This is a genomic window from Neorhizobium petrolearium (genome assembly GCF_029854435.1).
GTDB lineage: Bacteria > Pseudomonadota > Alphaproteobacteria > Rhizobiales > Rhizobiaceae > Neorhizobium > Neorhizobium petrolearium.
This window is the reverse complement of sequence record NZ_CP123000.1, coordinates 5,212,673-5,225,185: the sequence shown is the minus strand read 5'-3', so window position 1 is coordinate 5,225,185 and position 12,513 is coordinate 5,212,673. Positions and strand designations below refer to the sequence as shown.

Annotated in this window: 12 protein-coding genes; 7 read left to right on the top strand and 5 right to left on the bottom strand. The window is 61.2% G+C overall.

The annotated features are described in order from the left end of the window. The first annotated feature begins 10 nt into the window (after nucleotides 1-10). The 6 genes from QEO92_RS25140 (at nucleotide 11) to QEO92_RS25115 (ending at nucleotide 7,287) form a co-directional block, all read left to right on the top strand. Entirely contained in the window at nucleotides 11-1,828 is a 1,818-nt protein-coding gene (locus tag QEO92_RS25140; protein ID WP_227704830.1) for a methyl-accepting chemotaxis protein, read from the top strand. 160 nt (nucleotides 1,829-1,988) lie between these two features. Then, nucleotides 1,989-3,920, top strand: a complete 1,932-nt coding sequence (locus QEO92_RS25135) for a HAMP domain-containing methyl-accepting chemotaxis protein (protein ID WP_227704829.1) — start codon at nucleotides 1,989-1,991, stop codon at nucleotides 3,918-3,920. Continuing rightward, complete coding sequence (locus QEO92_RS25130) at nucleotides 3,920-4,411, top strand: chemotaxis protein CheW (protein WP_227704828.1); 492 nt, start codon at nucleotides 3,920-3,922, stop codon at nucleotides 4,409-4,411. The genes QEO92_RS25135 and QEO92_RS25130 overlap by 1 nt, the downstream gene beginning before the upstream one ends. A gap of 55 nt (nucleotides 4,412-4,466) precedes the next feature. Continuing rightward, nucleotides 4,467-5,318, top strand: a complete 852-nt coding sequence (locus tag QEO92_RS25125; protein WP_227705263.1) for a CheR family methyltransferase — start codon at nucleotides 4,467-4,469, stop codon at nucleotides 5,316-5,318. Nucleotides 5,319-5,322: 4 nt separating this feature from the next. Next, entirely contained in the window at nucleotides 5,323-6,405 is a 1,083-nt protein-coding gene (locus QEO92_RS25120; RefSeq protein ID WP_227704827.1) for a protein-glutamate methylesterase/protein-glutamine glutaminase, read from the top strand. 177 nt (nucleotides 6,406-6,582) lie between these two features. Then, nucleotides 6,583-7,287: a ParA family protein gene (locus QEO92_RS25115; RefSeq protein ID WP_227704826.1), complete on the top strand. Its 705-nt coding sequence runs from the start codon at nucleotides 6,583-6,585 to the stop codon at nucleotides 7,285-7,287. 6 nt (nucleotides 7,288-7,293) lie between these two features. Here the strand turns inward: QEO92_RS25115 and QEO92_RS25110 are convergent, their stop codons facing one another. The 3 genes from QEO92_RS25110 to QEO92_RS25100 all read right to left on the bottom strand — a co-directional run bounded on the left by QEO92_RS25110 (nucleotide 7,294) and on the right by QEO92_RS25100 (nucleotide 9,863). Then, a complete protein-coding gene (locus tag QEO92_RS25110) occupies nucleotides 7,294-8,334 on the bottom strand; it encodes an NAD(P)-dependent alcohol dehydrogenase (RefSeq protein ID WP_227705262.1) in 1,041 nt (346 codons plus the stop codon). An 89-nt stretch (nucleotides 8,335-8,423) separates the two neighbouring features. Then, complete coding sequence (locus QEO92_RS25105; RefSeq protein ID WP_227704825.1) at nucleotides 8,424-9,164, bottom strand: SDR family oxidoreductase; 741 nt, start codon at nucleotides 9,162-9,164, stop codon at nucleotides 8,424-8,426. Nucleotides 9,165-9,248: 84 nt separating this feature from the next. After that, complete coding sequence (locus tag QEO92_RS25100) at nucleotides 9,249-9,863, bottom strand: TetR/AcrR family transcriptional regulator (protein WP_227704824.1); 615 nt, start codon at nucleotides 9,861-9,863, stop codon at nucleotides 9,249-9,251. 120 nt (nucleotides 9,864-9,983) lie between these two features. On the opposite strand from QEO92_RS25100, the gene QEO92_RS25095 reads away from it, so the two are divergent. After that, nucleotides 9,984-10,796 (top strand): NmrA family NAD(P)-binding protein, encoded by an 813-nt coding sequence (locus tag QEO92_RS25095; protein ID WP_227704823.1) that lies wholly within the window; start codon nucleotides 9,984-9,986, stop codon nucleotides 10,794-10,796. Nucleotides 10,797-10,798: 2 nt separating this feature from the next. On the opposite strand, the gene QEO92_RS25090 is transcribed toward QEO92_RS25095, so the two are convergent. Next, complete coding sequence (locus tag QEO92_RS25090) at nucleotides 10,799-11,242, bottom strand: aconitase X swivel domain-containing protein (RefSeq protein WP_037152452.1); 444 nt, start codon at nucleotides 11,240-11,242, stop codon at nucleotides 10,799-10,801. Then, complete coding sequence (locus QEO92_RS25085; RefSeq protein WP_227704822.1) at nucleotides 11,242-12,513, bottom strand: aconitase X; 1,272 nt, start codon at nucleotides 12,511-12,513, stop codon at nucleotides 11,242-11,244. Before QEO92_RS25085 ends, QEO92_RS25090 begins: the two co-directional genes overlap by 1 nt.

Below are 12,513 nucleotides of genomic sequence, written 5' to 3'. Positions count from 1 at the left end.
GATACGATAGATGCGTCTCACAATTAAGCTCAAACTCGCCGTCGCGTTTGGCTTGGTGATCTTGATGTCGATCGGCATGGCCGTCTTATCAATCATCAATCTCTCATCACTTAATTCTTCCATTACAGACCTTGTTCAAGGTCCTGCAAGCAACCTTCAAAACCTGAACGCGCTTTCGACCTCCCTGGCCGACGCGATCCGGGGCGAGAAGAACGCCATCATGAATACCGATCCAACCAAGATCGCCGGATATCGCCAGAGCGTGGAGGCGGCTCACAAGGAAATCGAAACGACACTCAATGATTTCGAGAAGGAAACCGATCCGCAACTGCGCTCGAAAATTGCGGAAATACACTCGCTGTATCCCACATGGGTCGCCTTGCAGAACGAGATGTTGACGCTCGCGACTCAAAATACCGCCGAGAGCAACCAGCGCGCCGGCGAGATGTCTATGACGGAGGGCGCCGCCATGGTCAATCGCCTGTTGGCGCTGATGGCGGACCTGAGCAGCTTTATCAAGGCTGATCTGCACGCTACGGACGAAGCGACAAACGAACAGTATGCCACCTCAAGAAACCTGCTTGTGGGGATGGGCATCGGGCTTTTCGTTTTCTCGTTCGCCGTCGCCCTGTGGATCGCTCTCGGCATCAATTCCGGCCTTCGCAAGATCATGGCCGTCGCAGAGGCGGTCTCCATCGGCGACCTCAACCAGAAGGTCGAGATCAAGACGAACGACGAAATCAAGGACCTGGTCGACACGATCAATGTGATGACCGGCAACCTGCGCAACACCGCCAGTATCGCCGACCAGATCGCCAACGGCAATCTGATGGTCACGCCGAAGCCGCTTTCCGATAAAGATACGCTGGGTCTCGCGCTCGAAAGCATGGTAGAGCGCCTGCGCGGCGTCGTTGCCGATGCACTCTCCGCGGCCAACAACGTCTCGTCGGGCAGCCAGGAGCTCTCCGCAAGTTCGGAGCAGCTCTCGCAGGGTGCCACCGAACAGGCTTCCTCGGCGGAAGAAGCCTCCGCCTCGATGGAGCAGATGGCGGCAAACATCAAGCAGAATGCCGACAACGCCGCGCAGACGGAAAAGATCGCACGCCAGTCTTCCCGCGATGCGGAAACCTCAGGTGAGGCCGTCGGCCGCGCCGTTACGGCCATGCGCACGATCGCCGAAAAAATCTCCATCGTCCAGGAGATCGCCCGCCAGACAGACCTTCTCGCTCTGAATGCCGCCGTCGAGGCCGCCCGCGCGGGTGAACATGGCAAGGGTTTTGCGGTCGTCGCCTCCGAGGTCCGCAAACTTGCCGAACGCTCTCAAGCCGCCGCAGCGGAGATAAGCTCCCTTTCCGGCGACACCGTACAGGTTGCAACGGAAGCCGGGGAGATGCTCAACAAGCTCGTTCCCGCGATCCAGAAGACGGCCGAGCTCGTTTCCGAGATTTCCGCCGCCTGCCGCGAGCAGGACGTGGGTGCCTCGCAGATCAACGAGGCGATCCAGCAGCTCGACAAGGTAACCCAGCAGAATGCCGGCGCTTCTGAGGAAATGTCTTCGACCTCCGAGGAGCTCGCCGCTCAGGCCGAGGAACTGCAGGCTTCGATCGCCTTCTTCAAGGTCGATAGAGCCGGTTCGCAGGAGCGGTCTCCATCTGCCGGAAGAATGCCCGCCGCCCAGCCTAACGCGCGACCCGCAACGAAGTCCTCCGCGTCCAGAGCGGCCGACCATTCGGTTAAAGCGCAGCAGGCCCGAGCCAAGGGCTTTGCCCTCGACATGTCGGTCGGCGGTCCGGATGCGGATGACGACGATTTCAGGGCGAGCGCATGACGCGGGACGCGAAAGGAAGAGACAAAGCATCGTGCAGGCTCCGCAGCATGGTGACACCGGGACTGAACTTACCGGCGTTCCGGGGAGCGTGTGGCCCCAATATGAGAAACTCATGCGGACGGCAGTCAGTGCGCGGCCGGAAACTTTGAAGGGATAGCAGATGCGGTTTACAATCAAACTAAAGCTGGCGCTCACATACGGCCTGATCATTACTCTTCTGATCGCCGTTGCGGGCTTCGGCATCTACAGCCTCTCCAACCTGAACGATGCAGTCGGCAGGCTGATCGAAGGACCGGCAGCGCGGCTGGAGACGGCTCAGAACCTGAGCAACTTTCAGCTGCGCCTGACGCGCGCGCAGATGAACATGGCGAACGCGACCACTTCGAAGGACTTCGATATCTATGCCGAGGCCAGCGACCGGAACCAGCAGAATTTCAAGGATACGCTGAAACGACTCCATGAACTCGCATCGACCGAAGAGGGCCGCCAAGCTTGGAGAGACGTCGAGGCCAAATTTCAGCGCACCGTGGAACTTGATGGCCGTGTCCGTAACTTCATTCGCAGCGGTAATTCGGCAGAAGCGATTGCGACCATTGCCGGCGAAGGCCGCGCGCTGATCGATGACATAGAAGACGCCATCGACAAACGCGTCGAGGCTGCAAGGAGCCAGATGAAGGCGGCGGATCAGGCTACTGACGAACAGTATGCTCAAACCCGCACCTTCGTGCTTGTCCTGTCTGCCATTGCCGCCGTCATCGGCATCGTCGCCGCAGTCTGGATCGCTTTGGGCATCAACAGCGGCCTTAAGAAAATCGCTTTTGCCGCCACCGCTGTCTCGATCGGGGATCTCGAACAGAAAGTCGAAGTCAAGACCAACGACGAGATCCGCGATCTCATCGACATCGTCAACATCATGACCGGAAACCTGCGCGATATAGCAGCGATCGCCGACCGCATCGCCGCGGGCGACCTCACCGTCGAGGCAAAACTCCTCTCCGACAAGGACGCGCTTGGGACCGCCATGCAAAGCATGGTGGCCAACCTGCGCGGCACCGCGAGCGTTGCCGACCAGATCGCCAATGGTGACCTGACGGTCACGCCGAAGCCGCTCTCCGACAAGGACGTCCTGGGCATTTCCCTGCAGAGCATGGTGGAACGCCTGCGCGGTGTCGTTGCCGACGCCCTTTCCGCAGCCAACAACGTCTCCTCCGGCAGCCAGGAACTTTCGGCGAGCTCCGAGCAGCTCTCGCAAGGCGCGACCGAACAGGCTTCCTCGGCCGAAGAGGCCTCCGCGTCCATGGAACAGATGGCCGCCAACATCAAGCAGAACGCCGACAACGCCGCCCAGACCGAAAAGATCGCCCGCCAGTCCTCCAGGGATGCCGAAGCTTCCGGCCAGGCTGTCAATCGTGCCGTCGGCGCCATGCGCACGATCGCCGAGAAGATCTCCATCGTGCAGGAAATTGCCCGCCAGACCGACCTGCTCGCGCTGAATGCCGCAGTCGAGGCCGCTCGCGCCGGTGAGCATGGCAAAGGTTTTGCGGTCGTCGCGTCCGAAGTGCGCAAGCTTGCGGAACGCAGCCAGGCCGCAGCCGCCGAAATCAGCGCGCTTTCCGGCGACACGGTTCAAGTCGCCACGGAAGCCGGCGAGATGTTGAACAGGCTGGTTCCGGATATCCAGAAGACGGCCGAGCTGGTCTCCGAGATCTCCGCGGCCTGCCGCGAGCAGGATATCGGCGCCTCACAGATCAACGAGGCGATCCAGCAGCTCGACAAGGTAACCCAGCAGAATGCCGGCGCGTCGGAGGAGATGTCTTCGACATCAGAGGAACTGGCCGCACAGGCCGAGGAACTGCAGGCTTCCATCACCTTCTTCAAGGTCGACAGGGCCAGCACCATCCAGACACGCCAGCCGGCAACAAGGCCTGCTGTGCCGAAGCAGGCGGCCAAGCCCGCTGCGAAAGCCACTGGCGCCCGCCCGCTGGTAGATCATTCCGTTGCCGCGCAGCACGCCCGTGCCAGGGGCTTTGCCCTCGACATGTCGGTCGGCGGTCCGGATGCCGATGACAACGATTTCAGGGAGAGCGCATGATGGCAGGCATATCCTCCGAAGCTCAATTCGTGACTTTTTCCCTTGGCGATGAGGTTTTCGCGGTCCCTGTCGAAGTGGTCCGCGAAATCCTCGACCACGAGGAACCGTTCAAGATCCCGCACGGCCCGGAATATCTTCTGGGTCTGCGCGACGTGCGCGGCCAAGGCGTGCCGGTGATCGACCTGCGCCTGCGGCTCGGCATGTCGAGGACCGTCAAGACACCGCATACACGTATCCTGGTGCTCGATGTACCCGTCGCCGACCGGATGCTCGCTCTCGGCCTTGTGGCAGACCGGGTTTTCGAGGTTGTGCCGTTCCGCAACGATCAGGTCGAGACCGCCCCGGATATCGGCGTGCGCTGGCGTTCCGACTACATCGCCGGCGTCGTCAGGCGGGATAGCGGTTTTGTCGTCATCATCGACCTCGCGCGTCTGTTCTCCGATTCCGGATCGGTTCTCGCCGATGTCGGACCACAGGCTCAGGTGGCCTAGGCAATAGGAAAGCCCGGTGGCTGGCAAGAATGCATACGGAGATGCTCGGGTGAACATGATGGTGAGGAGTCAGCCGCTCGATGACCGGCTGAGCAAGCGCAATTTCGAGCTTCTATCGAAATACATATACAATTACAGCGGCATAAAGATGCCGCAGACGAAGATGACCATGCTGGAAGGGCGGCTTCGCCGGCGTCTGCGCGTGACCGGCTTGCCGACCTTCGACAGCTATTGCGATTATCTCTTCAAACATGGCGGTATCGAAACCGAAGCAATCTTCCTCATTGACGCCGTCACGACCAACAAGACGGATTTCTTCCGTGAGCCGAAGCATTTCGACTATATGATGCAGAGAGCGCTTCCGGATATTTTGCAGACCTTTGGCGAACGGCGCATCCGCATCTGGAGCTCCGCGTGCTCGACCGGCGCCGAACCTTATACGATAGCCATGGTGATGTCCGATTTTCTCGAAGCGAACGCCCCGGAGCGGGATTATTTCGTGCTGGCCACGGACCTCTCCACCGACGTGCTGCAGAAGGCCCAGCGCGGCATTTATCAGAGCGATCTTCTTCAGCCCGTTCCGGCGGAGATGATGCAGAAATACGTGATGCAGCCTTCCGACAACCGGCGGCAGGAAATGCGCATCAGCCCGAAACTGCGCTCGCGCGTCGGCTTTGCCCGGCTGAACCTCATGGATCAGGCTTATCCGGTCGGCGATCCGATGCATATCATCTTCTGCCGTAACGTGCTGATCTACTTCGACAAGCCAACCCAGAGCCACGTGCTGACGCGGCTCTGCAACAATCTCCTCCCCGGGGGCTATCTGTTTATCGGCCATTCGGAAACCGTAACCGGTTTCGATCTGCCGATCAGGCAGGTGGCAAACACCGTCTTCAAGCGGATATGATATCATGGGCGGCAAGATCCGCGTTCTGATCATCGACGACTCAGCAAGCGTCCGCCAGACCCTAGCCGCCATCCTGTCCGCCGACCCCGATATCGAGGTCATGGGGGTCGCCAACGATCCGTTCATGGCGGCGCGGAAAATCCGAGAGGAAATTCCGGACGTCATAACGCTCGATGTCGAAATGCCGCAGATGGACGGCATCACCTTCCTGCGCAAGCTGATGGTCCAGCATCCCATTCCGGTCGTGATGTGCTCATCGCTGACCGAGAGCGGTTCGGAAACGCTGATGCAGGCGCTGGAGGCCGGTGCGGTCGACATCATCCTCAAGCCGAAGATCGGCGCCGCCGACCACCTTGCCGAATCTGCCGATCGCATCCGCACCGCCGTGAAGGGAGCGGCACGCGCACGTGTCGGCAAGCTGCGCGCATCCCGCGTGGCAGGAGGAAGCACGACGGCCAAGCTGACGGCGGATGCGGTCCTGCCGCCGCCGAAGGTCGGCGCCATGGCGAAAACGACGGAAATGGTCGTCTGCATCGGCGCCTCCACCGGCGGCACCGAGGCGCTCCGCGAACTTCTCGAAGCCTTGCCGGCCAATTCGCCGGGCATCGTCATCGTTCAGCATATGCCGGAGAGGTTCACCGCTGCCTTCGCCAAGCGCCTCAACGGGCTCTGTGAAGTCGAGGTCAAGGAAGCGGCGGACGGCGACCCCGTGCTGCGCGGCCACGTGCTGATTGCGCCCGGCGACAGGCATATGCTGCTCGAACGGCGCGGCGCGCGCTACGAGGTCTCGATCCGCAGCGGCCCGCTCGTCAGCCGCCATCGCCCCTCGGTCGATGTGCTGTTCCGTTCGGCCGCGCGATCCGCGGGCGCCAACGCGATGGGTGTGATCATGACCGGCATGGGCGATGATGGCGCGCGCGGCATGAACGAGATGCATCAGGCGGGCGCCTATACGGTGGCGCAAGACGAGGCGACGTCGGTCGTCTTCGGCATGCCCAAGGAAGCGATCGCCCATGGCGGAGTCGACAAGGTCGTCCCGCTTGAGCAGATCGCCCGGGAAATCCTTGCAGCCGATCGCCGCCGGTGAAATCTGGCAGCGTGAAATTCATGCCTCGTTAACCATGTTTGGCAAGAATGAGGTAACGCATCATGAGGATGCGGTGAGAGAGCGATTTGCGCTCCAATTCATCGAATCCACGCATCGTGCCTGCCGGAAATCGGTTCCCGATCTTCACGCCGATGCTGTGCCGGACAGGGACCCAGGATGCCAGTCATTACCTTTGCCAATACCAAGGGCGGAGCAGGAAAGACCACCGCGGTGCTCCTTCTCGCGACCGAACTCGTCGAACAAGGCTATCGTGTCACCATCCTCGACGCCGATCCGCAATACTGGATCTCCCGCTGGCACCAGCTCTCACCGCCGAACGAGAAGCTCAGCGTCATCTCCTACGTAACCCAGGCCTCGATCGAGCGCCACATTTCGGAAAACCGACAAAAAACAGATTATTTCGTGCTCGACCTGCCGGGTGCGCAGAGCCCGCTGCTTGCCAAGGCAATCGGTCTTTCCGACCATGTCCTGATCCCGATCCAGGGCTGTGCCATGGATGCGCAGGGCGGAGCGAACGTGCTGGAACTCTTGCGCTATCTTGAGGACAAGGCCAATCTTCGCGTTCCGCATTCCGTCGTGCTGACCCGCGTCAACTCGATGGTCACGACACGGGCGCTGCTGGCGGTCAAGATGCTGCTCGCGCAGCGCAACGTGGACGTGCTCGACACGCCGATCATCGAACGCGCCGCTTTCCGCGACATATTCGATCTCGGCGGCACACTCTACACCATGGACGAAAGCCGCATCAGCAATCTCGACAAGGCCCGGCAGAACGCCCGTCTCTTCGCGCTTGAAATGCTCCGGCGCGTGCCGCTCCACAGGCCGGCTTCGGCTTCGAGCCGGTTGGTTCGCGCGGCCTAAGACGGGCTATTCCTTCATCTTGATCTGCAGCTTGACGTCCGACGGAAGTCCGGCTGCGGCACGCTCGAAGGCCTTGATCGAATCCTTGAAATCGAACGTCCCGGTAATCAACGGTTTCAGGTCCACTTTGCCCGAGGCGATCAATTCCAGCGCCCTGTCGAAGATATTGGCATAGCGGAACACCGTTTCGATGCACACTTCCTTCGAGATCGCGCCTGCGACATCGAGTTGGGCCGGTTCCACCGGCAGTCCTACCAGCACGAAGGCACCGCCCGGCCGAACGAGATCGAACATGCCCTGATAGGCCTTCGGGCTGCCGCTCGCCTCGAAGACCACATCCGCGCCCCAGCCGCCGGTCTCCTCCGCGATCACGTCGGCAAACGGCCGCTTGGTGATGTTCACGGGGATGAGGCCCGGATACTGGCCGGCGATCTTCAGCTTGTCGGCGCTGAGATCGGATATGAAGACGCGGGCGCAGCCGCCGGCAAGTGCTGCCAGCGCCACCATGATGCCGATCGGGCCGGCGCCGATCACCGCGCCGACATCGCCCGGCTGGATGCGGGCGCGGGTCGCTGCCTGCATGCCGATCGCAAACGGCTCGACCATCGCGCCTTCCGCAAAGGAGACATTGTCGGGCAGCTTGTATGTGAAGGCCGCCGGATGGATGACAAACGGCGTCAGCACACCATGGATCGGCGGCGTCGCCCAGAAGCGGACATCCGGATCGACGTTGTAAATCCCGAGCTTGGAAGCCCGCGACGAAAGATTAGGCACCCCGGGCTCCATGCAGACCCGATCGCCGACTTTCAGGTTCCTGACATCGGAGCCCACGTCGACGACAGTCCCAGCCGCCTCATGACCGAGCACCATGGGTTCCCGCAGCACATAAGGGCCGATGGCACCATGCGTATAATAATGCACATCGCTGCCGCAGACGCCGACCGTGTCGATTTCGATCTTCACCTCACCGGGACCAGCCTCGGCCGGCAGATCGATTTCCCTTAAGGAAAGGACACCTTTCTTCTCAAGCACCAGCGCCTGCTGCATCGAACTATCCTCGTTCACGTCTTCTCTTTGGTTGGCGGAGCTTCTAGGCAAGATCAAGACCAATATTCGCTCCGCTTGTCAGGCGGTGTTCAGCCCCGGCCCACATAGGGCATCTGGCTTGCCATCACCGTCATGAAGAGCACATTGGCTTCGAGCGGCAGGCCGTCCATGTAAAGCACCGCATCGGCCACGTGCTTCGGGTCCATGACCGGCTCGACCGCGGTCGAAAGGTCCGCCTGAATGGTTCCCTCCCTCATCCGAACCGTCATCGGCGTATCGGCATTGCCGATATCGATCTGGCCGCAGACGATATCGAACTGGCGTCCGTCGAGCGCGATCTGGCGGGTGAGCCCTGTAACGGCATGCTTCGTCATGGTGTAGGGCGCCTGGTAAGGGCGCGGAACGTAGGCCGAGATCGAGCCGTTATTGATGATCCGGCCGCCGCGAAGGCTTTGCCGCCGCATCAGACCGAACGCCGCGCGGGCGCAATAGAAGGCGCCGTTCAGGTTGAGGTCGACGACCTCCCGCCAGGTCTCCAGCGGCAGTTCGTCCATCGGTACGGCCGGCGTACCGCGGCCGGCATTGTTGAACAGAAGATCGAGGCGGCCATAGGCCTCTTCGGTCGCGGCAAACAGCCGGTCAACCGCGTGGGGATCGGTGACATCCGTCGGCACCACCAGTGATTCCCCTTCACCAAGCTCGGCCGTGCCCTTGAGCTCGCTCTCGCGACGGCCGGCGAGGACAGTTCGATAGCCTGCTTTCAAAAGCCCGACAGCCACTGCCCGGCCGACTCCGGAACCCGCTCCGGTCACGATCGCCACTTTCGACATTCGATAATCCTCCTCGTTTGGTCAAAGCCGCCTTATAGTCGCCTGCCGGCGCATTCGTCGAGGGCAGGTGCCTGGATTAATGCCTCAAGCTTCCGCCAGCAGTTCCCTGAGCGCGAGGCGCTTGTAAGTCTCAACCATCGCATCTCCCTGTTTGCGGCCGACGGAGATCGCCAGCCGCATGGTCGATGTGCCGAGATACATCACCAGCATGGCTCGGTTGAGCAGGCTTTCCGGGTCGGCGTCCGGATGGATATGCCGCAACGCCGCGGCGACAATCGCACCGTTCTCCTTGGCATCGGTGAGATCGACATCCTGCAACGTCTTGTCGGCCTGGGTTCCGGACCAGATGTCGCGCATGACCGGCTCGGCGAGAAACAGGCCGTAATAGGTATCAATGAGGCCTTTGAAGGCTTCGGAGAAGGCTGCCGCATCACGTACCGGCTCGATCGCTTCGCGGATGCAGGCCCGTCCTTCGTCGTTGTAGCGCTCGGCGAGAGTGCGCACCACCGAACTCTTGTCCGGAAAGAACTGGTAGAGCGAACCAATCGGCACGCCTGCCCGCTCGGCCAGTTCGCCCATCTTCATCGTATCACTGCCGCCACGGGCAATCAGTTCCTTGGCCGCCGCCAGAATGCGCTCCACTCGCTCACGGCTGCGCTTCTGCTGTGGCTGGCGGGGCGTCGATGTAGAAATTTCCATTGTCTTTCCATGCCTTGGCTTTCAACGCGAGGAATATTCGCATTTTTTATTGACAATCGCAATACGAGGATTTATCACATTTAAAACATGAGGAAACCTCGCATTAAAGGAGACGGAAACATGGAAAAGCCAATTCTCATCATCGGTGGCAAGGGCAAGACAGGTTCGCGCGTCGCCGAGCGCTTGCATGCGCTGAACAAACCGGTTCGTTTTGCCTCACGCTCCACCGGCTTCGACTGGACGGATCGCACGACCTGGGCGACTGCGCTGCAAGGCGCTTCCGCTGCCTACATCACCTATTATCCGGACCTCGCGGTAAGGGGCGCGCCGGACGACATCGAAGCGCTCGCCAAACTGGCAGTGTCGCTCGGCGTCAAGCGGCTGGTTCTGCTCTCCGGCCGCGGCGAACCGGAAGCACAGGAAAGCGAAAAGCGGCTGATCGCCTCCGGCGCCGACTGGACGATCGTCCGCGCAAGCTGGTTCAACCAGAATTTCGACGAGGGGCAGTTCCAGCCGATGATCCTGGAAGGCGTGATCGCGCTACCGGTGAGCGGGGTGCGCGAACCCTTCATCGATGCGGACGATATCGCCGACGTGGTCGTCGCGGCGCTCACCGACCTGCGGCATATCGGTGAGCTTTACGAAGTGACCGGGCCGAGACTTCTGACCTTCGCCGAAGCAATCGCCGAGATCAGCAAGGCCAGCGGACGGGAGGTCGTCTTTCAGACGATTTCAAATGAAGAGTTCGTGGAAGGACTGAAGGCTGCCGAGGTTCCAGAAGATCTGGCCGAATTGCTGGTGGAGCTTTTCACCGTCGTGCTCGACGGCCGCAACGAATATCTGACCGACGGCGTGCAGCGCGCGCTCGGCCGTTCGCCGAAGGATTTTGCCGGTTACGTGAAAGACGCCGCGGCGCGCGGCGCCTGGAAGTGAACTCAGCTTCTCTTCTTGGTCACAGTGACCGTTCCCGCATCGGCATCGACCACGACCCAGTCGCCGGTTTCAATCACAGTGAGCGGGTCCTGATCGAGCTCGGTGATCGCCGGAACGCGGGTAACGACGGCGCCGAGCGCAATCTTGGTCGTCATCCGCGTGAAGATCATCGCCGCCGGCTGGACACCGTTCAACCGCGTCATGTGGAAATAGGCAGACCAGCCCGACGAGCCCTTGGCACCGGGAAAGACGAGGATCTTACCGGCAAACGAGACGCCACGCATCTCGTGCCGGCGCTCGATGACGGTGCCGGTGCGCTCGTTGATGCCGCCCCAGCCGGAAATCGTCTCTGATGTCACCAGCGCCTCGCCTTCGGCGCGGCCGGCGACGACCTTGCGGCCTTTCAATACAATGGTTTCGGATTTTGTTTCGGTTGCGATCTCCATCAGGCCCTCCCGTTCCATGTCCCCGTCAACGCGGCGTCGACGCAATCGCGGACCGAACCGAACCAGCCCTCAACGCCGGTGATCGCCGGCAGGTAATGCGCCTGTTTGGCGGAATCGGTGGCGATGACGCGGGTTCCTTGCGGCAGGCGCCTCGAAATGGCGGGACAGGTATCGCTCATGACGACCCCGCCGGCTTCCTTGATGGCATCGAGATAACCATTGCGCTCGGCCACCTGCTTGATGGCACGCGGCGTGTGTACCCAGAGCTGCACGTCCGGATGGATCTTCCTGTTTTCCAGCATATGGGCGATCAGCGCCACCTGATCGATGGAATTGTGCGGGCAGCCCAACATGATGAAATCGACCTTTTTCTCGGTCGCGCTCTGCAGTTTCTCATAGGCCTCGCGGCGCTCCGCCGCGCCATACCGGAACGCATCCTTCACCTTACGACCGCCGAAGGCTTCCTCGATCGTGTCCGCCTCCGGCGTGATGCCCGGGATATGGTACATCTCGACCCCGCCGGAGGATGCGGCGGCTGCGCCGAAATGCTTGAGCTTGACGAGGTCCGGCTGATGGCTGGTGCCCTTCAGCACCGGAATGTCCTCGCCGATCACCTCGCCGATGTAATAACCCAGCAGCCCCCAATCCATCATGTCGTCAACCTCGATGTCGAGTTCGATCAGATGGGTGCCGCAGCGATTTTCAGTGATGTGGAAACCCCAATAGGGAATGCGGCCCGTCAGCGCCGCCGCCCCCGTACTTTCCTTACCCTCCACGTTGGTGCGGGCGCCGAGCACGGAATTGCAATAGATGACGGCGGACGATTCCATCCAGGCGCAATGCTCGCCCTTCACCGGCACGTTGCCCACCTGATAGGGCGTGCAGGTGGCAAACATGTTGACCCCGCGGCGGCCGAGGAATTTCTCGTTTTCCCGCTGCATATCGACGAGAGATTTATCGACGCCCTGCAGTTCCCAATTTTCGTTATCGATGCCGGTAATGAGCTGGCAGGTATGGGCCACCATATGCGGCACCTCCACCACCTCGTCGCTGTCGAGGTTGAGCTCCGAATAGACGTGCTCCATGCCTTTTTGCGCGATCGGCTGCACCGAGGGCGTGGAGGCGTTGAACGCGCCGGCGACATTGTTGGTCTCGACCAGGCGCTCGGCGCCGAGCGCCTCCCCGTAACGGACGAGCAGGTCCATGGCGCGCGCCTTGGCGCGGCCGTGCTCGCCGTCATACATGGCCTTTTCATAATCCGTCAGCTTCAT

Excerpts from the sequence above, each read along its gene's own strand:
- QEO92_RS25140 (WP_227704830.1), top strand. The coding sequence starts at position 11 with ATGCGTCTCACAATTAAGCTCAAACTCGCCGTCGCGTTTGGCTTGGTG.
- QEO92_RS25135 (WP_227704829.1), top strand. The coding sequence starts at position 1,989 with ATGCGGTTTACAATCAAACTAAAGCTGGCGCTCACATACGGCCTGATC.
- QEO92_RS25130 (WP_227704828.1), top strand. The coding sequence starts at position 3,920 with ATGGCAGGCATATCCTCCGAAGCTCAATTCGTGACTTTTTCCCTTGGC.
- QEO92_RS25125 (WP_227705263.1), top strand. The coding sequence starts at position 4,467 with ATGATGGTGAGGAGTCAGCCGCTCGATGACCGGCTGAGCAAGCGCAAT.
- QEO92_RS25120 (WP_227704827.1), top strand. The coding sequence starts at position 5,323 with ATGGGCGGCAAGATCCGCGTTCTGATCATCGACGACTCAGCAAGCGTC.
- QEO92_RS25115 (WP_227704826.1), top strand. The coding sequence starts at position 6,583 with ATGCCAGTCATTACCTTTGCCAATACCAAGGGCGGAGCAGGAAAGACC.
- QEO92_RS25110 (WP_227705262.1), bottom strand. The coding sequence starts at position 8,334 with ATGCAGCAGGCGCTGGTGCTTGAGAAGAAAGGTGTCCTTTCCTTAAGG.
- QEO92_RS25105 (WP_227704825.1), bottom strand. The coding sequence starts at position 9,164 with ATGTCGAAAGTGGCGATCGTGACCGGAGCGGGTTCCGGAGTCGGCCGG.
- QEO92_RS25100 (WP_227704824.1), bottom strand. The coding sequence starts at position 9,863 with ATGGAAATTTCTACATCGACGCCCCGCCAGCCACAGCAGAAGCGCAGC.
- QEO92_RS25095 (WP_227704823.1), top strand. The coding sequence starts at position 9,984 with ATGGAAAAGCCAATTCTCATCATCGGTGGCAAGGGCAAGACAGGTTCG.
- QEO92_RS25090 (WP_037152452.1), bottom strand. The coding sequence starts at position 11,242 with ATGGAGATCGCAACCGAAACAAAATCCGAAACCATTGTATTGAAAGGC.
- QEO92_RS25085 (WP_227704822.1), bottom strand. The coding sequence starts at position 12,513 with ATGAAGCTGACGGATTATGAAAAGGCCATGTATGACGGCGAGCACGGC.